The organism is Protaetiibacter sp. SSC-01 (genome assembly GCF_014483895.1).
Classification (GTDB): domain Bacteria; phylum Actinomycetota; class Actinomycetes; order Actinomycetales; family Microbacteriaceae; genus Homoserinibacter.
This window is the reverse complement of the sequence record NZ_CP059987.1, coordinates 2,418,536-2,440,262: the sequence shown is the minus strand read 5'-3', so window position 1 is coordinate 2,440,262 and position 21,727 is coordinate 2,418,536. Positions and strand designations below refer to the sequence as shown.

At 72.3% G+C, this 21,727-nt stretch carries 22 protein-coding genes; 14 read left to right on the top strand and 8 right to left on the bottom strand.

The genetic code is table 11. The features are described 5' to 3' along the window. Window position 1 precedes the first annotated feature (1 nt). From H4J02_RS11505 to H4J02_RS11485, 5 genes are read left to right on the top strand one after another with little or no spacing between them, the layout of a single operon-like run. Window positions 2–1,228, top strand: coding sequence for an adenosylhomocysteinase (locus H4J02_RS11505; protein ID WP_187674709.1), 1,227 nt, complete (start codon window positions 2–4; stop codon window positions 1,226–1,228). Window positions 1,229–1,230: 2 nt separating this feature from the next. Next, window positions 1,231–1,974, top strand: coding sequence for an IclR family transcriptional regulator (locus H4J02_RS11500; protein ID WP_187674708.1), 744 nt, complete (start codon window positions 1,231–1,233; stop codon window positions 1,972–1,974). 53 nt (window positions 1,975–2,027) lie between these two features. Next, on the top strand, window positions 2,028–3,149 hold the full coding sequence (locus H4J02_RS11495) for an adenosine deaminase (protein WP_187674707.1): 1,122 nt from the start codon (window positions 2,028–2,030) through the stop codon (window positions 3,147–3,149). Beyond that, window positions 3,149–3,610: a PTS sugar transporter subunit IIA gene (locus H4J02_RS11490; RefSeq protein ID WP_187674706.1), complete on the top strand. Its 462-nt coding sequence runs from the start codon at window positions 3,149–3,151 to the stop codon at window positions 3,608–3,610. The genes H4J02_RS11495 and H4J02_RS11490 overlap by 1 nt, the downstream gene beginning before the upstream one ends. Beyond that, a complete protein-coding gene (locus H4J02_RS11485; protein WP_187674705.1) occupies window positions 3,607–3,879 on the top strand; it encodes a PTS sugar transporter subunit IIB in 273 nt (90 codons plus the stop codon). The genes H4J02_RS11490 and H4J02_RS11485 overlap by 4 nt, the downstream gene beginning before the upstream one ends. Window positions 3,880–4,052: 173 nt before the next feature. On the opposite strand, the gene H4J02_RS11480 is transcribed toward H4J02_RS11485, so the two are convergent. Continuing rightward, window positions 4,053–5,717, bottom strand: a complete 1,665-nt coding sequence (locus H4J02_RS11480; protein WP_187674704.1) for a phospho-sugar mutase — start codon at window positions 5,715–5,717, stop codon at window positions 4,053–4,055. Beyond that, the gene (locus H4J02_RS11475; RefSeq protein WP_187674703.1) at window positions 5,717–6,544 is read right to left on the bottom strand and encodes a purine-nucleoside phosphorylase; all 828 of its coding nucleotides are present in this window, start codon (window positions 6,542–6,544) and stop codon (window positions 5,717–5,719) included. The genes H4J02_RS11480 and H4J02_RS11475 overlap by 1 nt, the downstream gene beginning before the upstream one ends. A 75-nt stretch (window positions 6,545–6,619) precedes the next feature. Between H4J02_RS11475 and H4J02_RS11470 the strand changes: the two genes are divergently transcribed. Further along, the gene (locus H4J02_RS11470; RefSeq protein WP_187674702.1) at window positions 6,620–8,056 is read left to right on the top strand and encodes an NAD(P)H-quinone dehydrogenase; all 1,437 of its coding nucleotides are present in this window, start codon (window positions 6,620–6,622) and stop codon (window positions 8,054–8,056) included. Window positions 8,057–8,197: 141 nt separating this feature from the next. Here the strand turns inward: H4J02_RS11470 and H4J02_RS11465 are convergent, their stop codons facing one another. Both H4J02_RS11465 and H4J02_RS11460 read right to left on the bottom strand, forming a co-directional pair. Then, entirely contained in the window at window positions 8,198–9,955 is a 1,758-nt protein-coding gene (locus tag H4J02_RS11465) for a biotin carboxylase N-terminal domain-containing protein (RefSeq protein ID WP_187674701.1), read from the bottom strand. A 100-nt stretch (window positions 9,956–10,055) separates the two neighbouring features. After that, window positions 10,056–10,682, bottom strand: coding sequence for a nucleoside triphosphate pyrophosphatase (locus tag H4J02_RS11460; RefSeq protein WP_187674700.1), 627 nt, complete (start codon window positions 10,680–10,682; stop codon window positions 10,056–10,058). A gap of 21 nt (window positions 10,683–10,703) precedes the next feature. On the opposite strand from H4J02_RS11460, the gene H4J02_RS11455 reads away from it, so the two are divergent. The 4 genes from H4J02_RS11455 (at window position 10,704) to H4J02_RS11440 (ending at window position 14,991) form a co-directional block, all read left to right on the top strand. Beyond that, entirely contained in the window at window positions 10,704–11,933 is a 1,230-nt protein-coding gene (locus H4J02_RS11455) for a class I SAM-dependent RNA methyltransferase (RefSeq protein ID WP_187674699.1), read from the top strand. Window positions 11,934–12,018: 85 nt separating this feature from the next. Further along, window positions 12,019–12,720: a response regulator gene (locus H4J02_RS11450; RefSeq protein ID WP_187674698.1), complete on the top strand. Its 702-nt coding sequence runs from the start codon at window positions 12,019–12,021 to the stop codon at window positions 12,718–12,720. Further along, entirely contained in the window at window positions 12,713–13,942 is a 1,230-nt protein-coding gene (locus H4J02_RS11445) for a sensor histidine kinase (RefSeq protein ID WP_187674697.1), read from the top strand. Before H4J02_RS11450 ends, H4J02_RS11445 begins: the two co-directional genes overlap by 8 nt. Beyond that, entirely contained in the window at window positions 13,939–14,991 is a 1,053-nt protein-coding gene (locus tag H4J02_RS11440) for a hypothetical protein (RefSeq protein ID WP_187674696.1), read from the top strand. The genes H4J02_RS11445 and H4J02_RS11440 overlap by 4 nt, the downstream gene beginning before the upstream one ends. A 445-nt stretch (window positions 14,992–15,436) precedes the next feature. Here H4J02_RS11440 and H4J02_RS11435 read toward each other — a convergent pair whose 3' ends face one another. The 3 genes from H4J02_RS11435 to H4J02_RS11425 are packed head-to-tail and all read right to left on the bottom strand — an operon-like array spanning window position 15,437 to window position 18,091. Then, a complete protein-coding gene (locus tag H4J02_RS11435; protein WP_187674695.1) occupies window positions 15,437–15,658 on the bottom strand; it encodes an acyl-CoA carboxylase subunit epsilon in 222 nt (73 codons plus the stop codon). Beyond that, window positions 15,655–17,262 (bottom strand): acyl-CoA carboxylase subunit beta, encoded by a 1,608-nt coding sequence (locus tag H4J02_RS11430; RefSeq protein WP_397420162.1) that lies wholly within the window; start codon window positions 17,260–17,262, stop codon window positions 15,655–15,657. The genes H4J02_RS11435 and H4J02_RS11430 overlap by 4 nt, the downstream gene beginning before the upstream one ends. A 1-nt stretch (window position 17,263) precedes the next feature. Continuing rightward, window positions 17,264–18,091, bottom strand: coding sequence for a polyprenol monophosphomannose synthase (locus tag H4J02_RS11425; protein WP_187674693.1), 828 nt, complete (start codon window positions 18,089–18,091; stop codon window positions 17,264–17,266). Between the two features lie 24 nt (window positions 18,092–18,115). Between H4J02_RS11425 and H4J02_RS11420 the strand changes: the two genes are divergently transcribed. Continuing rightward, a complete protein-coding gene (locus tag H4J02_RS11420) occupies window positions 18,116–18,907 on the top strand; it encodes a biotin--[acetyl-CoA-carboxylase] ligase (protein ID WP_187674692.1) in 792 nt (263 codons plus the stop codon). 9 nt (window positions 18,908–18,916) lie between these two features. Next, window positions 18,917–19,483 carry a PH domain-containing protein gene (locus H4J02_RS11415; RefSeq protein ID WP_262406059.1) on the top strand — a complete coding sequence of 189 codons (567 nt, stop codon included), beginning with the start codon at window positions 18,917–18,919 and terminating at the stop codon, window positions 19,481–19,483. On the opposite strand, the gene H4J02_RS11410 is transcribed toward H4J02_RS11415, so the two are convergent. Beyond that, window positions 19,419–20,009, bottom strand: coding sequence for a GtrA family protein (locus H4J02_RS11410; protein WP_187674691.1), 591 nt, complete (start codon window positions 20,007–20,009; stop codon window positions 19,419–19,421). The genes H4J02_RS11415 and H4J02_RS11410 overlap by 65 nt on opposite strands. A gap of 126 nt (window positions 20,010–20,135) precedes the next feature. Between H4J02_RS11410 and H4J02_RS11405 the strand changes: the two genes are divergently transcribed. Together H4J02_RS11405 and purE are read left to right on the top strand one after the other, a co-directional pair. Continuing rightward, window positions 20,136–21,209 carry a 5-(carboxyamino)imidazole ribonucleotide synthase gene (locus H4J02_RS11405; protein ID WP_187676561.1) on the top strand — a complete coding sequence of 358 codons (1,074 nt, stop codon included), beginning with the start codon at window positions 20,136–20,138 and terminating at the stop codon, window positions 21,207–21,209. Between the two features lie 49 nt (window positions 21,210–21,258). Further along, a complete protein-coding gene (purE, locus tag H4J02_RS11400; protein WP_187676559.1) occupies window positions 21,259–21,726 on the top strand; it encodes a 5-(carboxyamino)imidazole ribonucleotide mutase in 468 nt (155 codons plus the stop codon). Window position 21,727 lies beyond the last annotated feature (1 nt).

Here is a 21,727-nt window from a genome sequence, read left to right as displayed (position 1 = left end):
CATGCAGCCCCAGGCCCCCGCGACCACGGCATCCGTCATCGCCGACGCCGACGCCGTCGCCCTCGCCAAGCGCGGTGCCGCGCGCATCGCGTGGATCCGCTCCCGGATGCCGCTCCTCGCCGCCGCGCGCGAGCACTTCTCCGAGACGCGCCCCTTCGCCGGCCACCGCGTCGGCATGTCGCTCCACCTCGAGCCCAAGACCGCCGTGCTGCTCGAGACGCTCGCCGCTGGCGGGGCCGAGATCGTCGCGACCGGCAATCACGGCTCCACGCAGGACGACGTCGTCGCCCACCTGCGCGCGATCGGCCTCACCGTCCACGGTCGTCGTGACGACAGCATCGACGACCACCACGCCAACCTCGCCGCCGTGCTCGACGCCGCGCCCGACATCCTGCTCGACAACGGCGCCGACCTCGCGGCGGGCGTCGTCGAGCGCGGCACGACCGCGCGCATCCTCGGCGGCACCGAGGAGACCACCTCGGGCGGCGATCGCCTCCGCGGCGAGCTCGCGGGCCGCATCCCGTTCCCGGTCATCGTGATCAACGATTCGCTGCTCAAGGCGATCGGCGAGAACAAGCACGCCGTCGGTCAGTCGGTCGTCGAGAGCTTCATGCGCATCACGAACCTCATGGTGCCGGGCCGCCGTTTCGTGGTCGCGGGCTACGGATGGTGCGGTCGCGGCGTCGCGCACTACCTGCGTCAGCTCGGTGGCAAGGTCGCGGTCGTCGAGGTCGACGAGCTCAAGGCGTTCGAGGCCGCTCTCGACGGCTTCCGCGTCGCCGCGATCGAGGACCTCGCCGAATGGGGCGAGGTCTTCATCACCGCGACCGGCCAACCCGGCGTGCTCGCCGAGCCGTTCTTCGCGCGCGTCGCCGACGGCGCGGTGCTCGCCAACTGCGGGCACTTCCCCTGGGAGATCGACGTGCCCGCGCTCAAGGCGGGCGCCGCATCCGTCACGCGCCTCGACGACGCGATCGAGCGCATCGAGCTGCCGGACGGCCGCCACGTCGTGCTCCTCGCCGACGGCCGCATGATGAACCTCGCGGGCCGCGAGCCGAAGGGCAACTCCCTCGAGTCGATGGACCTCGGCTTCCTCCTGCAGGCCCTCTCGCTCGAGCGCGTCGCGACCCGCGCGGCCGAGCTCGCTGCCGGTGCGCAACCCGTGCCCGACGACATCGACCGCGAGATCGCCCGGCGGATGCTGCGCGCCATGGGGGCGGACCGCTGACGATGGCCGAGTCGCCCGACTACTCCGTGCCCGCCGTCGACAAGGCGCTCGACGTGCTCGAGGTGCTCGCCGACCGCGAGGGCGGCCTCACGCAGACCGAGATCGCCGAGGCGACCGGTCGCAGCGTGAGCCAGATCTTCCGCGTGCTCGTGACGCTCGAGGCGCGCGGGTGGATCGTGCGCGACCGCGCATCCGGCGTCTACTCCCTCTCGATGGCGGCGTTCGACCTCGCCCACCGTCACGCGCCCCTGCGCGGTCTGCTGGTCGCCGCGACGCCCGTCATGCGCGACCTCGCCGCCGAGGTGCGGCAGTCGTGCAACCTCGCCGTGCTCGACGGGGGAGCGGTGCGCGTCGTCGCCCAGGTCGAGAGCCCGGCCGACTTCGGCTACCGCGTGCGCGTCGGCGCCGCGTTCCCGCTCGCGAGCGCGACCGGCACCGTGCTCGTCGCGGGCGCCGAACCCGAGCTGCGGGCCGCGCTCATCGGCGAGGTGGACCCCGACGAGGTCGCGCGCATCGCATCCGACGGCTCGCTGCGGCGCGACGACCCGCGCGAGCCCGGCATCGCCGACATGGTCGCGACGGTGCGCGATGTGCGGGGTCACGCGCGCGCCGCGCTCACCGTGCCGTACGTCACGACGAGCTTCAGCGAGGCCGACGCCGAGCGCGTGCGCGTGCTCGCAGTCGAGGCGGCGGATGCGATCTCCACACGCCTGCATCCGTCGCGTCCGCCGCGCTCCGGCGACTGACCCATTCGGCGTCGCCACAGGATCGGGCGCCTCCGCCCGACTACGCTGGAGGCATGAGCGACGCCGCATCCGCAGACCACCACGTCGTCGACGGAGTCGACCTGCGCACCCTGCCGAAGGTATCGCTCCACGACCACCTCGACGGCGGCCTGCGGCCGCAGACCATCATCGAGCTCGCCGACGAGATCGGCTACGAGCTGCCTGCGACGGATGCCGACGCGCTCGCCGACTGGTTCCACGAGAAGGCCGACTCGGGCTCGCTCGTCGAGTACCTGAAGACCTTCGACGTCACGAACGCCGTCATGCAGTCGAGCGAGAACCTCACGCGCATCGCGCGCGAGTTCGTCGAGGACCTCGCGGCCGACGGCGTCGTGTGGGGTGAGGTGCGCTGGGGGCCGGAGCTGAGTCTCCAGAACGGCCTCACGCTCGACGACACCGTCGAGGCCGTCACCGAGGGCATCGAGCAGGGCATCCAGAACGCCGCGGATGCCGGCCACCGCATCGGGGTCGGCCAGCTGCTGTGCTCGCTGCGCCACCTCGACCGCGGCCTCGAGATCGCCCAGCTCGCCCTCAAGTACCGCGACCGTGGCGTCGTCGGTTTCGACATCGCCGGCCCCGAGAAGGGGTTCCCGCCCACGCGCTTCGCCGACGCGTTCGACCTGCTCGCGCGCGAGAGCTTCCCCGTCACCATCCACGCGGGCGAGGCCGACGGCCTCGAGTCGATCCGCAGCGCGCTCGTCGACGGCCATGCCCTGCGCCTCGGCCACGGTGTGCGCATCGCCGAGGACATCACGATCGAGTCGCAGGACGACGAGGCCAGCTACGTGAGCCTCGGCCGACTCGCCCAGTGGGTCAAGGACCGCGGCATCGCGCTCGAGACGAGCCCCACCTCGAACCTGCAGACGGGCGCGATCGCGGCGTGGGGCGACGACTTCACGGCGCATCCGTTCGACCTGCTCTACCAGCTCGGCTTCCGCGTCACCGTCAACCCCGACAACCGCCTCATGAGCGGCACGAACGTCACGCGGGAGCTCGCGCTGCTCGTCGACACCTTCGGCTACGACCTCGACGACCTCATGACGTTCCAGATCAATGCGGCCGAGGCGGCGTTCCTGTCGCTCGAGGGCCGCGCCGAGCTGGTCGCCATGATCGAGGAGGGGTTCGGCGCCGCCTGATGGACTCACAGCCCGCGCTCCCCCCGCTCCCCGACGAGGGCGTCGTCCTCGGCGTGCGCCCGAAGGACTGGCGCGAGTCGGTGGAGATCGCCGGGCGTGCGCTCGCCGCGAGCGGAGCGACGGATGCCGGCTACGCGACCGACATGGTGCGCATGATCGAGGAGCACGGCCCGTACGTCGTCGTCGCCCCCGGTCTCGCGCTCGCCCACGCCCGCCCCGGCCCCGCCGTGCGCCGCGACGGCCTCGCGATCGTCACCCTCGCCGAGCCCGTGCCCTTCGGTCACCCCTACAACGACCCGGTGTGCGTCGTGCTCGCCCTCGCGGGCGCCTCGAGCGCACGCCACCTGCAGCTCGTCGCCGAGATCGCCAACATCTTCAACGACTCCGACGCGGTCACGCGCATCGCCGCCGCCACGACAGCGGATGACGTGCGCGCCATCCTGGGGGCCTCGGCGTCGTGAAGATCCTGACCCTGTGCGGCGCGGGGATCGGCACGAGCGGCATCCTCAAGATCAACACCGAGCGCGTCCTGCAGCGCATCGGCGTCGACGCGCGCGTCGTCGCGATCGACGTCACGATGCTCGAGTCGGAGCTCGACGACGCCCAGGTCATCCTCACGGGCCCGGAGTTCGTCGAGGCCATCGGACGCACCTTCGCCGACGTCATCGTCGTCGAGAACTACTTCGACACCGCGGAGCTGCAGCGCAAGCTCGAGCTCGCGCTGGGGTGATCGCCGATCCCCGTGGGTGCGACACACACCCGCTGGGTGAGTAGCCCGCGCAGCGCCCCACTCCGCTGGTTGAGTAGCGCCCGGAGGGCGCGTATCGAAACCCCACCGACGTCATGCGTTCGTCGGGTTTCGATACGCCCGCTGCGCGGGCTACTCAACCAGCGGGAGAGCAGCTAGGCGAGCAGCGCGCGCATGCCCGCGTCGAGCGCCGCGAGCGCCGCATCCGCCGCCGCCTGCCGCTCGGCCGCCGTGCCCTCGTCGGAGCGCGTGTCGAGGTAGCACTTGAGCTTCGGCTCCGTGCCGCTCGGGCGCACGATGACGCGCGAGCCGCCCTCGAGGTGGAAGCGCAGGATCTCGCTCGGCGGGAACTGGGCGAATCCGCCCGAGAAGTCGTCGATCTGCTCGACGCGGATGCCGCCGATCTCGCGCGGAGGCTCGGCGCGCAGCCGAGCCATGAGCTCGGGGATGCGGGCGAGGTCGGCGACGCGCACCGAGATCTGGCCGGATGCGAACGCGCCGAAGCGGTCGGCGAACGCGGCGCGGTGCTCGGCGAAGGTCTGCCCCGCGGCCTTGAGCTCGGAGAACAGGGCGAGCACCTCGACGGCGGCGGAGATGCCGTCCTTGTCGCGCACCTTCTCGGGGTCGACGAGGTAGCCGAGGGCCTCCTCGTAGCCGTAGAGCAGGCCGCCGACGCGCGAGATCCACTTGAACCCGGTGAGCGTCTCGGCGAAGTCGAGACCCTCCTTGCGTGCGACGACGCCGAGCGCGGGAGAGCTCACGAGCGAGCACGCGAGCGTGCCGTGCTCGAGGCCGAGCGCGGCGGCTCGGCGGGCGGCGCGCCAGCCGAGCAGCCAGCCCACCTCGTTGCCGGAGAGCCGCTCCCAACCGCCCGCGCCATCCGGAACCCCTACGGCGACGCGGTCGGCGTCGGGGTCGTTCGCGATGACGACGTCGGCGCCGTGCTCCGCCGCCGCCGCGAACGCGAGGTCCATCGCGCCCGCCTCCTCGGGGTTCGGGAAGTCGACGGTCGGGAAGGTGGCGTCGGGCTCCTGCTGCTCGGCGACCGAGACGACGTCGGGGAAGCCCGCGGCGTCGAACACGCGGCGCGCGGTCTCCCACCCGACACCGTGCATGGCCGTGTAGACGACCTTGAGGGGCTGCGCATCGGTCGAGAGCTCGGCGGTGCGGCGCACGTACTCGTCGACGAGCTCCTCGCCGGCCGTCTCGTACGCGTCGGAGCGCGGGAGGTCGGCGATCGACCGCTCTGCGGCGCGCACGATCTCGGCCTGGATCTCGGCGTCGGCGGGCGACACGATCTGCGAGCCGTGGTCGAGGCGGCCGAGGTACACCTTGTAGCCGTTATCGGGCGCGGGGTTGTGGCTCGCCGTCACCATGACACCCGCGCTCGTGTCGAGGTGGCGCACCGCGAACGCGAGCACGGGGGTCGGCAGCAGGCGGGGGAGCAGGATGGCGCGCACGCCCGTGCCCGCCATGATCTCGGCGGTGTCGCGCGCGAAGACGTCGGAGTTGCGGCGGCCGTCGTAGCCGATGACGACGCTCGGCTTCTCCTCGCGTGCGAGGAGGTACGCCGCGAGACCCGCGGCCGCCTGCGAGACGAGCACGCGGTTCATGCGCAGCGGACCCGCGCCGAGCTCGCCGCGGAGCCCCGCCGTGCCGAACGTCAGGCGCCCCGCGAAACGGGCCGCGAGCTCGGCTCGCGCATCCGGGTCGCCCGCGTCGGTGCGGGCTATCAGCGCCTCAAGCTGGGCGCGCGTGACCTCGTCCGGATCCTGGGCGGCCCAGGCGCGCGCGGCCTCGACCGGGTCGGTCGTCGCCATCAGATGGCCGCCACGACGCGCGCGAGCAGCTCGGAGATCACCGGCTCGGCGTCCCTGCCTGCCTGGAGTACCTCGGCATGGCTGAGGGGCTCGGGTGAGATGCCGGCGGCGAGGTTCGTGATGAGCGAGAACCCGAGGATCTCCATGCCCGCCTGGCGGGCGGCGATCGCCTCGAGGGCGGTGGACATCCCGACGATGTGGCCCCCGATCCTCTTCGCCATCTGCACCTCCGCCGGGGTCTCGTAGTGGGGTCCGCGGAACTGCACGTAGACGCCCTCGTCGAGGTCGGGCTGGATGCTGCGGGCCACGTCGCGCAGGCGCTGCGAGTACAGGTCGGTGAGGTCGATGAAGGTCGCGCCCTCGAGCGGCGACGCGGACGTGAGGTTGATGTGGTCGCTGATGAGCACGGGGGTGCCGGGCGTCCAGTGCTCCTTGATGCCGCCCGCGCCGTTCGTGAGGATCATCGTCGTGGCGCCCGCGGCGGCGGCCGTGCGCACCGAGTGCACCACGCGGCGCACCCCGTGCCCCTCGTAGAAGTGGGTGCGCGCCCCGATCACGAGGGCGCGCTTGCCGTTCGGCAGCAGGATGCTGCGGAGGGTGCCGACGTGGCCCGTGAGCGCGGGGGCGCTGAAGCCGTGGATCTCCGTGGCGGGCACGGTCGCGACGGTCTCGCCGAGGAGGTCGGCGGCCTTCGCCCAACCGGAGCCGAGGGTCAGCGCGATGTCGTGCTTCTCGACGCCCGTGGCCTCCGCGAGCTGGTCGGCCGCGATGCGTGCGACGGCGAACGGGTCCACGTCGTCGCCGTCGAGAGGGTGCTCGTTGTGCATCCCCTCACTCTACGAGCAGAGGCCCGGTTCGGACGGTCGCGCGTATCCGGTCAGCGGATGCGCGACAATTGAGGCATGCCCTACGAGTTCGAGCGGACCCAACGCATCGCCGTCCTCGGAGGGGGGCCCGGCGGATACGAAGCCGCCCTCACGGGAGCGCAGCTCGGAGCGGAGGTCACGCTCGTCGAACGTGCGGGCGTCGGCGGCGCGGCGGTGCTCACCGACGTCGTCCCGTCGAAGTCGCTCATCGCGACCGCGGGGGCCGCGACGGATGTCGGCCAGGCCGCCGATCTCGGCGTCCAGTTCTTCACGCGCACCGAGAAGGGCCGCGCCGTGCGGCCCGAGGTCACCGTCAACCTCGCGGCCGTCAACCAGCGCCTCATGCTGCTCGCGCGTCAGCAGTCGGAGGACATGAAGTCGCAGCTCGTGAAGGCGGGCGTGCGCATCGTCACGGGCGACGGCCGCCTCGACGGCACCGACCGCCTCGTCGTGTCGACCGGCAAGGGCAAGAAGCGCGTCGACTTCGACGAGGTCGCCGCCGACACGCTCGTCGTCGCGGTGGGCTCGAGCCCGCGCGTGCTGCCGAGCGCGAAGCCCGACGGCAAGCGCATCCTCACGTGGACCCAGCTCTACAACCTCGACGAGGTGCCCGAGCACCTCATCGTCGTCGGCTCCGGCGTCACCGGTGCGGAGTTCGCATCCGCCTACCTCGCGCTCGGCGCGCAGGTCACGCTCGTCTCGAGCCGCGATCAGGTGCTCCCGGGAGAGGACGCGGATGCCGCGCGCGTCATCGAGAACGTCTTCGTCCGCGGCGGCATGACGGTGCTCTCGAAGTCCCGCATGCAGTCGGTCGAGCGCTCGGGCGACGGCGTCGTCGTGACGCTCGCCGACGGACGCACGGTCGAGGGCTCCCACTGTCTCCTCGCCGTCGGCTCCGTGCCGAACACCGCGGGCATCGGTCTCGAGGAGGCGGGCGTGCAGCTCACCGACTCGGGCCACATCCGCGTCAACCGCGTCGCGCGCACCTCGATGCCGATGATCTACGGCGTCGGCGACTGCTCCGACTTCCTGCCGCTCGCATCCGTCGCCTCGATGCAGGGCCGCACGGCCGTCTTCCACGCGATGGGCGACGCCGTGAACCCCACCGAGCTGCGCAACGTGACGAGCAACATCTTCACGCACCCCGAGGTCGCGACGGTCGGCTGGTCGCAGAAGCAGATCGAGGAGGGTCTCGCGCAGGGCGAGATCTACAAGCTGCCGCTCGCCTCGAACCCGCGCGCGAAGATGGAGGGCATCAAGGACGGCTTCGTGAAGCTGTTCGCCCGCACGGGCTCGGGCACGGTCATCGGCGGCGTCGTCGTGGCCCCGAAGGCGTCCGACCTCATCCTGCCGATCGCGCTCGCGGTCGAGCACCGCCTCACGGTCGACCAGCTCGCGCGCGCGTTCTCGGTCTACCCGTCCCTCTCGGGCGCGGTGACGGATGCCGCCCGCGCCATGCACATCGTCCGCTGACCCGCGCGCCCGCCGCGCCCCCCGCGGCCGGCGCACCCGCGCGTGCGCGTCACAGCCCCGAGCGTCCGCGAGAGTACGTACTTTTCCGTTCTGACGGGCCTGTACGGACGAAAAGTACGTACTTTCGCGGACGGGACGGGGTCAGTCGGCGATCGTCAGGAGCAGGTGGCCGGAGGAGACGGTGGCGCCGACGGTGGCGTCGATCGGGCCGATCGTGCCGTCCTTGTGGGCCGTGAGCGGCTGCTCCATCTTCATCGCCTCGAGCACGACCACGAGGTCGCCCTTGACGACCTTGTCACCCTCGTTCACCGCGACCTTGACGACCGTCGCCTGCATGGGCGCCTTGACCGCGTCGCCGGATGCCGTCGACACCGCGCGCGAGCCGCCGCGGCGACGCGGGGGCGGGGGAGCGGACACCGTGGCGGACGGCAGGAGCGTCGTCGGGAGCGACACCGCGACGCGCTTGCCCTCGACCTCGACGACGACCGAGTGGCGCTTCTCGGGAGCCGAGGCCTCGGCGAGCACGCCGCCCCAGGGCTCGAGCTCGCCCGAGAACTCGGTCTCGATCCAGCGCGTGAAGACGCCGAACTCGCCGCTCTCGGCGGTGAACGCGGGGTCGCGCACGATCGCGCGGTGGAACGGGATGACGGTCGGCAGGCCCGCGACCTCGAACTCGTCGAGCGCGCGGCGGGCGCGCTCGAGGGCGTCCTCGCGCGTCGAGCCGGTCACGATGAGCTTCGCGATGAGGGAGTCGAAGGCGCCCGAGATCTCGTCGCCCGTCGTGACACCCGAGTCGACGCGCACGCCGGGGCCGCCCGGGTAGCGGATCGCCTGGATGGGGCCCGGGGTCGGCAGGAAGTTGCGACCCGGGTCCTCGCCGTTGATGCGGAACTCGATCGAGTGGCCGTGGGTCACGGGGTCCGGGTAGTCGAGGATGCCGCCCTCGGCGATGCGGAACTGCTCGCGCACGAGGTCGATGCCGGTGACCTCCTCGGAGACCGGGTGCTCGACCTGGAGTCGCGTGTTGACCTCGAGGAACGACACCGTGCCGTCGACCCCGATGAGGAACTCGCACGTGCCGGCGCCGACGTAGCCGACCTCCTTGAGGATGGCCTTCGACGAGCTGTAGAGCAGCTCGCGCTGCTCGTCGGTGAGGAACGGCGCGGGCGCCTCCTCGACGAGCTTCTGGTGGCGGCGCTGCAGCGAGCAGTCGCGCGTCGACACGACGACGACGTTGCCCTCGGCATCCGCGAGGCACTGGGTTTCGACGTGGCGCGGCTTGTCGAGGTACTTCTCGACGAAGCACTCGCCGCGGCCGAACGCCGCGACGGCCTCGCGCGTGGCGGAATCGAAGAGCTCCGGCACCTCCTCGCGCGTGCGGGCGACCTTGAGGCCGCGCCCGCCGCCGCCGAACGCCGCCTTGATGGCGACGGGCAGGCCGTGCTGGTCGACGAACTCGAGCACCTCGTCGGCGCCCGAGACGGGGTTGAGGGTTCCGGGGGCGAGCGGGGCGCCCACCTTCTCGGCCACGTGGCGGGCCGACACCTTGTCGCCGAGGCGCTCGATGGCATCCGGCGAGGGGCCGATCCAGATGAGTCCGGCGTCGATGACGGCGCGCGCGAAGTCGGCGTTCTCGGCGAGGAAGCCGTAGCCGGGGTGCACGGCGTCGGCGCCCGAGCGGCGGGCGACGGAGAGGATCTTGTCGATGACGAGGTAGGTCGTGGCGCTCGTCGAGCCGTCGAGGGCGTACGCCTCGTCGGCGAGCACGACGTGCCGCGCACCGCGGTCCTGGTCGGCGTAGACGGCGACGGATGCGATTCCGGCGTCGCGGGCGGCGCGGATCACGCGCACCGCGATCTCTCCCCGATTCGCGATCAGGACCTTCGTGATGCGAGGCATAGTGTCCCCAGCCTAGGGGCCGCGGTATTCCGAACCGTTGTCGGGCGGGCACAAACACGCCGCGACGGCTTGCGTTGCGTCTACAACGATCGGCGGCGGCTCAGCGGTTCCAGAGCTCCGGCCACTCGATGCCGAGCGAGCGCACGAGCGTGCGCAGGTACGGCACGCTCAGCCCCACGACCGTGTGCGGGTCGCCCTCGATGCGGTCGATGAAGCCCGCGCCCTTGGAGTCGATCGTGAAGGCGCCGGCCACCTCGAGCGGCTCGCCCGTCGCGATGTACGCGTCGATCTCGTCGTCGGTGATGTCGGATGCGAAGTGCACGACCGCGCTCGTCGCGCCCCCCACGGCGCGGCCGAGCAGCCCGCCGCGCGCGTCGATGAGCCAGTGGCCCGAGTGCAGCACGCCCGAGCGCCCGCGCTGGGCGCGCCAGCGCTCGCGCGCCGTCTCGGGCAGGTGCGGCTTGCCGTGCACGACGCCGTCGATCTCGAACGCCGAGTCGCCGCCGAGCACGAGCCCGTCGAGCCCTCCGTCGTCGACGAGCCGTTCGGCCACGGCCTCCGCCTTGGCCCGCGCGAGGAGGGTCACGAAGGCGTCCGGGTCCTGCGGTCCGGCGGCCGCGGCCACGGCATCCTCGTCCACGTGCGACGGCACGGGCACGGGCTCGATGCCGACGGCGCGCAGCGTCGCGAGGCGGGCCGGGGAGGTGGATGCCAGGTACAGCCGCACAGGGCTCCTATGCTCGTAGGAATGGGTGACATGAAGGGCCGCGAGGTCGAGGTCGAGGCTACCAACATCGCCCACGGCGGCTACGGCGTGGCCCGGCTCGACGGGCGCGTGATATTCGTCGCGGATGCGATCCCGGGCGAGCGCGTGCGCGCACGCATCTCCGACGACCGGAAGCCGCGCTTCTGGTGGGCCGACACGGTCGAGGTGCTCGAGGCGAGCCCGCACCGGCGGCCGCACCTGTGGCCCGAGGCCGACGTGTCGCGCGACCCCGCGGAGCGTCCCGGCGGCGCCGATTTCGGACACATCGAGCCCGAGCACCAGCGCACGCTCAAGGCGCACGTCATCTCCGACTCCCTCGCGCGCATGGCGCGCATCGAGCGCGAGGTCGATGTCGAGGCCGTCGAGGGCCCGGCCGACGGCGGCGGATGGCGCACGCGCGAGCGCCTCCACGTCGCCGACGACGGCACGATCGGCCCGTACGCCGCGCGCTCGCACCGCGTCGTGCCCGTCGCCGACCTGCCGCTCGGCACCGCCGAGCTGCGCGAGACCGCCCCGCTGGGCGAGCGGATGCCGGAGCACGCGGGCGGTGCCGTCGAGGTGATCGCGCCGAGCGTGGGCGGTGCCCGCCTCATCCTCGGCACGCAGACCCCGACCGTCATCCGCGAGCGCGTGGGCGACCGCGAGTTCCGCGTCGACGACGCGGGCTTCTGGCAGGTGCACTCCGCCGCGCCCGCGACGCTCACGCGCGCCGTGCAGGAGGCGATCGACGAGACCCTCTTCGACCCGCGCGCCGCCAACCTCGACCTCTACGGCGGTGTCGGCCTCCTCGCGGCCGCCGTCGGCGACCGCTTCGGGTCGAGCGTGCGCATCACCTCGGTCGAGTCCGACCCGCGCGCCACCGAGCACGCGCAGGAGAACCTCGCCGACTGGCTCGGCGCCCAGGCCCTCACCGCTCGCGTCGAGCGCTGGGTTCAGACGCTCGCCGACGCATCCGTCCCGGAACGCGCGCGGCTCGCCGCCGCGACCGTCGTGCTCGACCCGCCGCGGTCGGGCGCGGGGCGCGAGGTGCTCGCCGCGATCGCCGCCGTGCGCCCCGCGCAGCTCGTCTATGTGGCCTGCGACCCCGTCGCGTTCGCACGCGACGCGGGGCTCCTGCGCGAGCTCGGCTACGAGCTCACGGGGCTGCGCGCCTTCGATCTGTTCCCGAGCACGCACCACGTCGAGGCGGTCGGCGCGTTCGTGCGCGCATGACGGTGGACAGCCCGTTCCACCCCGTGGTGCGTCCCTCGCGCTACGATGAGCCGCGGCGGCCCGCCGCACCCGACCTGGAGAGAGCATGAGCACCGTGGTGGATCGATCCGAACCCGGAACAGGCGCCCAGGCGCGACCCGCGCGCGTCGCCGTCGTCGACGACCACGAGTCGGTGCGGGTGGGTCTCAAGGCGGCGTTCGTCGAGGCGGGGCACGACTTCGCCCTCGCCGCGCCCAACGTGCCCGAGCTCATCGAGGGGCTCGCCGGCCGTGAGGTCGACGTCGTCGTGCTCGACCTGTCGCTCGGCGACGGCTCGAGCGTCACCCAGAACGTCAAGAGCGTGCAGGCGATCGGCGCCCCCGTGCTCGTGCACTCGATCGCCGACCGCGTCGACCTCGTGCGCGAGGCGCTCGCCGCCGGTGCCGCGGGCGTCATCCCCAAGTCGGCCTCCATGCGCACCGTCGTGACGGCGGCCGCGACGGTCGCGCGCGGCGAGGTGCTCAACAACCTCGAGTGGGCGAGCGCGATCGACGCCGATCGCGACTTCGCGAAGGCCGAGCTGGGCCGCCGCGAGCGCGAGATCCTGCACCTGTACGCCTCGGGGCTCCCGCTCAAGCTCGCGGCCGAGCAGCTCGGCATCGGCTACTCGACGGCGCGCGAGTACCTCGACCGCATCCGCGCCAAGTACGTCGAGGTCGGGCGTCCCGCCCCCACGAAGGTGGACCTCCTGCGTCGGGCGGTCGAAGACGGCATCCTGCCGGGGCTCGACTCCGACAGCGATGGCTGACGCCCTCGCGGCACCCACCGCCGTCCCGCGGGGCCGGACCGTCCGCAACCCTCTGAGCCTCGTGCGCGTCACGACGGCAATCGCACGCACGGCCGCCGGCTTCGGCATCGCGTTCATGCTGCAGTCGGTGCCGGCGATGGCCGACCAGCTGCCGAACATGCACCCGACGTGGTCGGTCGTCATGGTCGGCACGCTCGTCGCGGCGCTCGCCTTCACGGCCGTCGCGTCGACCTTCGGGCGCTGGATGCGGGTCGGGCACGTGACGTTCGCCGTCGTCTACCTCGTCGCGCTCTTCAGCTGGCCCTTCGCAGTGCTCGATCCCGCGGAGGCGCCCGACGAGAGCTACTGGCTCTACTACACGCTCACGATCGCGACGGCGATGGCGACCGTCGGCCTCGGCATCCGTCTCGCGACGGTCTACGTCGTCGTCGTGCCGTTGCTCTACGGGATGATCCGGATCACGCCCCCCGGCGGCGGGGTCACGATCACCCAGTCGGTGCTCGACTCCGTCTACGCGATCATCCTCGGCGGCGCCATCACGATCATCACGGCGATCCTGCGGAACGCGGCGTCGTCGGTCGACCGCGCGCAGGCGACCGCGCTCGAGCGCTACGGGCACGCCGTGCGCCAGCACGCGATCGAGGCGGAGCGCGTGCAGGTCGACGCGATCGTGCACGACAGCGTGCTCACGACGCTGCTGTCGGCGGCGCGCGCCGAGAGCGTCGAGTCGAAGGAGCTCGCAGCGCACATGGCGGGGAACGCGATCGGCCATCTGCGCGACGCCGTGACCGAGGCGCCGCAGGGCGACGCCGAGGTCTCCGTCGCCGCCCTCGCGAACCGCATCGCGGATGCCGCCGCCGCGCTCTCGGAGCCCGTACGCGTCGACGCCGATCGCGTCCGCTTCGGCCGCATCCCGGTCGCCGTCGCCGAGGCCCTCTACTCGGCCGCGGTGCAGGCGATGGTCAACAGCCTCCAGCACGCGGGCGGGCACGTCGACCGCTGGGCCGTCATCCGCGGCGACGCCGACGACCTCGTGATCGAGGTCGGCGACCGGGGCGTGGGCTTCGACCCGGATGCCGTGCCGACCGAGCGCCTCGGCGTGCGCGTGTCGATCCTCGAGCGCGTCGCGAGCGTCGGCGGTGCCGCCGTCATCGACACGGCGTTCGACGAGGGCACCGTCGTCGCGCTGCACTGGCCCGCGCCGAAGGGGGGTGCGCGATGACGATCGGCGTTCCCCGCGTGCTCATCGTCGCCCTCGCGGCGGTGTTCTCGGGCTACCACCTCGTGCTCGCCGGCTACTCGCTCACGATGGGCTACGCGAGCGAGCCGGGCGCGGTCGTCGCGGGCATGATCCTCTACGCCGTCGTGACGGCCGCGGTGCTGTGGCCGACGCGCGAGGGACGGATGCCGATCTGGCTCGCGTCGTTCTCGCTCGGCGTCGCCGTGGCGCTCCCGCCGCTCATCACGGTCGTGCTCGACCCCGCCCGCCCGGGGGGCAACGGGTACGCGACCTGGTACGTCGCGGCGATCGGCACGCTCATGACGATCACCACCGTGCGCCTGCGCCCGGGCTTCGCGTGGGCGGGCATCATCTTCCTCGTCGTGCAGACGCTCTTCTGGTCGGGCGCGGGCGCGCTCGGCACGATCGGCGTGATCGGCTCGGCGTCGTGGGTCGGCGTCGCGCACATCCTCACCAACACGCTCGCGAAGGCCTCGCGCGACTCGGAGCGCTTCGCGCAGGCCGAGCGCGAGGCGACCGAGTGGCAGGCGGCGCAGGAGGCGCACCTGCACGAGCGCCAGTTCCGCCTCGGGCAGACGAGCGTGATGGCGCTGCCGATGCTGCGCACCATCCGCGCCTCGGGCGGCGACCTGACGCCCGCTCAGCGCGCCGAGTGCCTCCACCTCGAGGCGGCCATCCGCGACGAGATCCGCGGACGCAAGCTGCTCAACGACGCCGTGCGCGAGCAGGTCATGCTCGCCCGCCGGCGGGGCACGATCGTGACCCTGCTCGACGAGGGCGGCATCGACGACCTCTCCGACGCCGAGCTCGACCGCGTTCTCGGGCGGCTCGCGCTCGCACTCCGCGAGACGACGGCCGATCGCGTCATCGCGCGCACCGTGCCCGAGGGCTCGGATGTCGCGGTCACGGTGGTCGGTCTCCGCACGGTCGACGACGAGGCCGTCACGTTGCTCGGCGGCGAGCCCGACGACGAGGTCGAGCTCTGGCTCGAGATCCCGCGGACCTCGCACGCGGCCGCGCTCGCGGACTGAGTGAACCCGGTCGGCCATCGGGTCTCGAGACGCGTCCGCTGCGCGGGCGCTCCTCGACCGCCTACGGCGTGGGGAAAAGAGGAGGGGCCGGACGCTTGGCATCCGGCCCCTCGCAAGATTCGAGTCAGGGCGACAACCCGAATATCGCCCTGACTCGCCCCCACATCAACGGTCTGCTTACCCTAGACGACCGGTGATGCTGTGTAACTCGATGAGATACACCTGCTAGTACACAAGTATGCGGACGCCATGACAACTCTGTAAGTCGTCATTTCGGGGGACTTTCGGGGTACATTTTCGGGTGACGTGGCCCTGATTTAAGGGATACGAGCGCGCTTTCCGGGGTACAACGCCGCATTCTACGGCGCATAAGGGAAGCGTTTTCCCAGAGCGCGACGGATTCCGTCGTCGAATCGCCGTTTCGCAACGGCGGTGCCCCCCGACCTCAGCGGGCCCAGCGGCTCCAGCCGCCGCGCTCGAGCGGCGTGCGCAGGCCGCGGCGCTCCCGCTCCCACGTCGTCATCGTGCGCTGCGTGCGGCGGTGCATGCCCGCGAGCTCGTCGAGCGCCTTCTGCAGCACGGCCGTCGTCGCGGCGAGCTCCTCGGGCGTGGGGTCGCCGCCCACGACGCGGATCGCGGCGGGCAGCTGCTCGGGCTTCTGGGTCACAGCGGGATGTTCCCGTGCTTCTTGGCGGGCAGCGCCGCGCGCTTCGTGCGCAGCGCCCGCAGCGCCTTGATGACCACGAGTCGCGTCGCGGCCGGCTCGATGATGCCGTCGAGCTCGCCGCGCTCGGCGGCGAGGAACGGCGAGGCGACGTTGTAGGTGTACTCGTTGGCGAGGTGCGTGCGCACGGCCGCGACGTCCTCGCCTGCGGCCTCGGCCGCCTTGAGCTCGTTGCGGTACAGGATGTTGACCGCACCCTGGCCGCCCATGACCGCGATCTCGGCCGTCGGCCAGGCGTAGTTGAGGTCGGCGCCGAGCTGCTTCGAGCCCATGACGATGTACGCGCCGCCGTAGGCCTTGCGCGTGATGACCGTCACGAGCGGCACGGTCGCCTCGGCATACGCGTAGAGCAGCTTCGCGCCGCGGCGGATGACGCCCGTCCACTCCTGGTCGGTTCCCGGCAGGTAGCCGGGCACGTCGACGAGCGTGAGGATGGGGATCGAGAACGCGTCGCAGAAGCGCACGAAGCGCGCGGCCTTCTCGCCCGCGTCGATGTTGAGCGTGCCCGCCATCTGGTTCGGCTGGTTGGCGATGATGCCGACCGATCGGCCCTCGATGCGCGCGAATCCGATGACGATGTTCGGTGCGAAGAGCGGCTGCACCTCGAGGAAGTCGCCGTTGTCGACGATGCGCTCGATGACCTCGAGCATGTCGTACGGCTGGTTGGGGGAGTCGGGGATGATCGTGTTGAGCCGACGGTCCGAGTCGTTGATCTCGAGCTCCGACTCGGAGTCGTACACCGGCAGCTCCGCCTGGTTGTTGTCGGGAAGGAAGCTCACGAGCGTGCGCGCGTAGTCGAGCGCGTCCTCCTCGTCGGAGGCGAGGTAGTGGGAGACGCCCGTGCGCTGGCTGTGGGTGAGCGCGCCGCCGAGCTCCTCCATGCCGACGTCCTCGCCCGTGACGGTGCGGATGACATCCGGACCCGTGACGAACATCTGGCTCGTCTTGTCGACCATGATGACGAAGTCGGTGAGCGCGGGGCCGTAGACGGCGCCACCCGCGGCGGGTCCGAGGATGATCGAGATCTGCGGGATGACGCCCGAGCTCGCGGTGTTGAGGCGGAAGATCTCGCCGTACTTGCCGAGGGCGACGACGCCCTCCTGGATGCGCGCGCCGCCGGAGTCGAGCATGCCGATGATGGGCACGCCCGTCTTGAGGGCGAGCTCCATGACCTTGATGATCTTCTCGCCCGCGACCTCGCCGAGCGAGCCGCCGAAGATCGTGAAGTCCTGCGCGTAGACGGCCACCTGGCGGCCGTGGATCGTGCCCGTGCCCGTGACGACCGCGTCGCCGTAGGGGCGGTTGCCCTCCATGCCGAAGGCGTGAGTGCGGTGGCGCACGAACTCGTCGAGCTCGACGAACGAGCCCTGGTCGAGGAGCGCCTCGATGCGCTCGCGGGCCGTCTTCTTGCCCTTCGCGTGCTGCTTCGCGATGGCCGCCTCGCCGCTCGCCGTCACGGCCTCGTGGTAGCGCACCTTGAGATCGGCGAGCTTGCCGGCGGTCGTGAAGAGGTCGGGGGCGGCGGTTTCGTCGGTCACGGCGCCCAGCCTATCCGTCGCCCTCCCGGGGCACGGGGTTGTGCGAATCGACAAGACCGGGCGCGATGCCTTGTCCGAGGGCGCGGGTGCGGGGCGGGCGCACGAGCCGCTGCACGCCCCACGCTGTGACGCGCCACATGGCCTCGGCCACGACGTCGCGGCTCATCTTCGAGGCGCCCGCACGGCGCTCGCGGAAGGTGATGGGCACCTCGCGGATGCGCCATCCGGCCTCGTGGGTGCGGATGGTGAGGTCGATCTGGAAGCAGTAGCCCCGGGAGTCGACGACCTGGTGCGCGATCTCGTCGAGCACCGCCGCCCGGTAGGCGCGGTAGCCGGCCGTCACGTCCTTCACCGGGAGGCGCAGCATGACGCGCGCGTACGCGTTGGCCGCGCGGCTCAGCAGGCGGCGGGAGGCGGGCCAGTCGACGAGGCGGCCGCCGGGCACCCAGCGCGAGCCGATCACGAGACCCGTCGCGGCATCCGCCGACAGGGCCTCGAGCATCGCGGGGAGGGCGTCGGCGGGGTGCGAGCCGTCGGCGTCGAACTCGACGACGATGTCGTAGCCGCGTTCGAGCGCCCACGCGAACCCCGCGAGGTAGGCGCGGCCCAGGCCGTCCTTCGCGGCGCGGTGCAGCACGTGCACCCGGGGCTCGGATGCGGCGATGCGGTCGGCGAGCTCGCCCGTGCCGTCGGGGCTCGCGTCGTCCACGACGAGCACGTCGCAGTCGGCGCCCGAGGCGAGGAGCGCCTCGATCGTCGTGGGCAGGTTGTCGGCCTCGTCGTAGGTGGGCGTGATGACGAGGACGCGCCCGGAGCGTGGGGCTCGCGCGGACGGCATGACCGACATCCTAGGCTGGCGGCCATGACCTTCGATCGGAGCCGGAGCGTCGCCGCGGCCCTGTACGAGGTCGCGTCGTCGAGCTCCACCAACACGGAGCTGTGCGCGCGCGCCGACCGCGAGGGCATGCGCGACATGACCGTCATGCTCACGCGCTACCAGAGCGCGGGCCGGGGGCGGCTGGGGCGCTCGTGGACGGCGCCGCCCGGCGCGGCGATCGCCGCATCCGTGCTGCTGCGCCCGCGCCTCGCGGACGGCAGCGCCCCCGAGGGCGACCGCCTCGGCTGGCTGCCTCTCATCGCCGGTACGGCGATGGCGGCGGCCGTGCGCCACGCGCTTCCGAACCGCGCGGTGGGCTTCAAGTGGCCCAACGACGTGCTCGTCGACGGGCGCAAGATCAGCGGCATCCTCGCCGAGCTGCTGCCCGCCGGAACGGGCGTCGTGATCGGCTCGGGCATCAACACGCGCATGACGACGGAGGAGCTGCCCGTGCCGACGGCGACGTCGCTCGCGGTCGAGGGCCTGCCCGTCGACGACGCGCTCGAGGACGCCGTGCTCGCGGGCTACCTCGAGGGGCTGCGGGCTCGCGTGACCGCCTACCTGGCCGCAGGGGCCGACCCGGAGGCCTCGGGCATCCGCGCCGACGCGCGCGCCGGATGCCTCACGCTCGGCCGCCGGGTCGACGTCGAGCTGCCCGACGGTGACATCCTGCGCGGCACCGCGGTCGACCTCGACCCCGACGGCCGCCTCGTCGTGGCGGACGAGCACGGCGCGACGCGGTCTGTCGCGGCGGGCGATGTGACCCACGTCAGGTAGAACGGGAGCATGACGCACGCGACACCCGGCGGCGTGCCCGGCGCCGCCCAGACGGTGCAGCCGGAGGCCGTCGTGGCGAGGCTGCGCTCGCACGGTCGCGCCCTCGTGCTGCCGTGCGTCGTGCTCGTCGCGGATGCCGCTGCGCTCGGCTACTTCGGCGGCACGCTGCCCGAGGCGTGGCAGAACTGGCTCGTGCTCGCGGGGGCCGTGCTCGTCGCCGTCGTGCTGTTCCTGCTGCCCCTCATCGCGTGGCTCGGTCGCAACTACACGATCACGACGCGCCGCATCGTGCTGCGCGGCGGCGTCTTCGTGCGCACGCGCCAGGAGCTGCTGCACAGCCGCGGCTACGACGTCACGGTGCGCAAGAACGGTCTGCAGGGCATGTTCGGCTCGGGCGACGTGCTCATCAACACGGGCCTCGAGCATCCCGTCGTGCTGCGCGACGTGCCGGGCGCCAACCTCGTGCAGGCGACGCTCAACGACCTCATGGAGCTCGCGGTGAACCCCGTCGCTACCCGGCGTCAGCGGGAGCAGTCGCGGCCGGGCGACGAGACGACGCTGCTCGGTCGCCGCTGACGGCCACCGGAGAGTCGGAGGCCTCGTCGGCGCCGGCCGGCTCGGCGGCGGGAGCCGCATCCGCTTCGGCGTGCTCAGGGAACACCGCGGGGCCGCTCTCGCCGCGGTGCGGGGCGAACACCCACGTCTTGTAGAACGTGAACCGGAACGCCGTGCCGAGCGCGAGGCCGATGACGTTGCCCGAGATGTTGTCGGCGAGGATGCTCGTGTAGCCGAGCACGTAATGCGAGACCCACAGGCACGCGAGCCCGACCGCCATGCCGCCGAGGCTCACGAGCATGAACTCCGCGAACTCCCGCCACAGCTGGCGGCCGCGGTGCTCGCGGAACGTCCAGTAGCGGTTGCCGATCCAGTTGGCGACGATCGCGAGGGCGGTCGAGATGAGCTTCGCGAGCACGGGCCCCTCGTGCACGTTCTCGGGGTCGAAGACCGTCGCGCGCAGGAGGTTGAACACCCCGAAGTCGATGACGAGGCCGACGAGGCCGACGACGCCGAATCGCGCGAACTGGGCGAAGAGTTTGCGCACGCGTCGTGCCTTCCGCGTCGGGGGCCGTAGGGTCGTAGAGGCGGCAGTCTAGCCGCCGTTTTCCACGCGAAGCTGGGGAGGCATCCTGTGAGAGTCGGCGTCATCGGGGGCGGGCAGCTCGCCCGCATGATGATCCCTCCCGCCGTCGCCCTCGGCATCGAGTTGCGCGTGCTCGCGGAGATCGATGGCAGCTCCGCAGCCCTCGCGGCGACCGCCGTCGGCGACTACCGCGACGTCGACACGGTGCTCGCGTTCGCGGCCGACGTCGACGTCGTCACCTTCGACCACGAGCACGTTCCGCAGGACGTGCTCGACCGGCTCGTCGCCTCCGGCGTGGCCGTGCACCCCGGGCCGCACGCGCTCGCGGTGGCCCAGGACAAGACCGTCATGCGCGAGCGCCTGAGCGCGATCGGCGCCCCCGTGCCCGACTGGGCACGCATCGCGGATGCCGCCGAGCTCGGCGCGTTCCTCGACGCGCACGGCGGGATCGCGGTCGTGAAGACCCCGCGCGGCGGCTACGACGGCAAGGGCGTGCGGGTCGTGCGCGACGCATCCGGAGCCGACGACTGGTTCGCGGACGCGGCCGACGGCCTCCTCGTCGAGGAGTTCGTGCCCTTCCGCCGTGAGCTCGCGCAGCTCGTCGCGCGACGCCCCTCGGGCGAGGTGCGCGCGTGGCCGCTCGTCGAGACCGTGCAGCGCGACGGCGTGTGCGCCGAGGTGTTCGCGCCCGCGCCGCGGGCCGGGGGCCTGCCGGAGGAGGCGCGCGCGCTCGCCGAGCGCATCGCATCCGAGCTCGACGTCACGGGCGTACTCGCCGTCGAGCTCTTCGAGGCCGAGGACGGGCGCCTGCTCGTCAACGAGCTCGCCATGCGCCCGCACAACACGGGCCACTGGACGATCGACGGCGCCGTCACGAGCCAGTTCGAGCAGCACCTGCGCGCCGTGCTCGACCTGCCCCTCGGCGACACCGAGCCGCTCGCGCCCGTGAGCGTCATGGTCAACATCCTCGGCGGCCCCTCGGGCGAGCGGATGCCGGACCGCTACGCGCGCGCCATGGCCGACCGGCCCGAGGTCAAGCTGCACTCCTACGGCAAGGAGTCGCGGCCCGGTCGCAAGGTCGGGCACGTGACGGCGACGGGCGCCGAGCTCGACGACGTCGTCGCCCGAGCGCGTGCCGCGGCGGCCTTCTTCCAGGACTGACCCGTAGCATCGAGGGGTGCCTGAGCTGAAGCCCCTCGTCGGCGTCGTCATGGGTTCCGACTCCGACTGGTCGGTCATGCAGGACGCGGCCACCGTGCTCGCGGAGTTCGGCATCCCCTACGAGGTCGAGGTCGTCTCGGCTCACCGCACCCCGCGCAAGCTCATGAGCTACGGAGGCGAGGCAGCCGACCGCGGCCTGCGCGTCATCATCGCGGGCGCCGGGGGAGCGGCCCACCTGCCGGGCATGCTCGCATCCGTCACGACCCTCCCCGTCGTCGGCGTGCCCGTGCCGCTCGCGAAGCTCGACGGCCTCGACTCGCTGCTCTCGATCGTGCAGATGCCCGCGGGCATCCCCGTCGCGACCGTGTCGATCGGCGGAGCCCGCAACGCCGGCATCCTCGCGGCGCGCATCCTCGCCTCCGGCGACCCCGAGCTCACCGCCCGTCTCGCCGACTTCGCCGCCTCGCTCGAGGTGCTCGTCGAGGAGAAGAACGCGGCGCTGCAGCAGAAGCTCTGAG

Coding starts and splice junctions, on each gene's coding strand:
- H4J02_RS11505 (WP_187674709.1), top strand. CDS start 2: ATGCAGCCCCAGGCCCCCGCGACCACGGCATCCGTCATCGCCGACGCC.
- H4J02_RS11500 (WP_187674708.1), top strand. CDS start 1,231: ATGGCCGAGTCGCCCGACTACTCCGTGCCCGCCGTCGACAAGGCGCTC.
- H4J02_RS11495 (WP_187674707.1), top strand. CDS start 2,028: ATGAGCGACGCCGCATCCGCAGACCACCACGTCGTCGACGGAGTCGAC.
- H4J02_RS11490 (WP_187674706.1), top strand. CDS start 3,149: ATGGACTCACAGCCCGCGCTCCCCCCGCTCCCCGACGAGGGCGTCGTC.
- H4J02_RS11480 (WP_187674704.1), bottom strand. CDS start 5,717: ATGGCGACGACCGACCCGGTCGAGGCCGCGCGCGCCTGGGCCGCCCAG.
- H4J02_RS11475 (WP_187674703.1), bottom strand. CDS start 6,544: ATGCACAACGAGCACCCTCTCGACGGCGACGACGTGGACCCGTTCGCC.
- H4J02_RS11470 (WP_187674702.1), top strand. CDS start 6,620: ATGCCCTACGAGTTCGAGCGGACCCAACGCATCGCCGTCCTCGGAGGG.
- H4J02_RS11465 (WP_187674701.1), bottom strand. CDS start 9,955: ATGCCTCGCATCACGAAGGTCCTGATCGCGAATCGGGGAGAGATCGCG.
- H4J02_RS11455 (WP_187674699.1), top strand. CDS start 10,704: ATGGGTGACATGAAGGGCCGCGAGGTCGAGGTCGAGGCTACCAACATC.
- H4J02_RS11450 (WP_187674698.1), top strand. CDS start 12,019: ATGAGCACCGTGGTGGATCGATCCGAACCCGGAACAGGCGCCCAGGCG.
- H4J02_RS11445 (WP_187674697.1), top strand. CDS start 12,713: ATGGCTGACGCCCTCGCGGCACCCACCGCCGTCCCGCGGGGCCGGACC.
- H4J02_RS11440 (WP_187674696.1), top strand. CDS start 13,939: ATGACGATCGGCGTTCCCCGCGTGCTCATCGTCGCCCTCGCGGCGGTG.
- H4J02_RS11425 (WP_187674693.1), bottom strand. CDS start 18,091: ATGCCGTCCGCGCGAGCCCCACGCTCCGGGCGCGTCCTCGTCATCACG.
- H4J02_RS11420 (WP_187674692.1), top strand. CDS start 18,116: ATGACCTTCGATCGGAGCCGGAGCGTCGCCGCGGCCCTGTACGAGGTC.
- H4J02_RS11415 (WP_262406059.1), top strand. CDS start 18,917: ATGACGCACGCGACACCCGGCGGCGTGCCCGGCGCCGCCCAGACGGTG.
- H4J02_RS11405 (WP_187676561.1), top strand. CDS start 20,136: ATGATGATCCCTCCCGCCGTCGCCCTCGGCATCGAGTTGCGCGTGCTC.
- purE (WP_187676559.1), top strand. CDS start 21,259: ATGGGTTCCGACTCCGACTGGTCGGTCATGCAGGACGCGGCCACCGTG.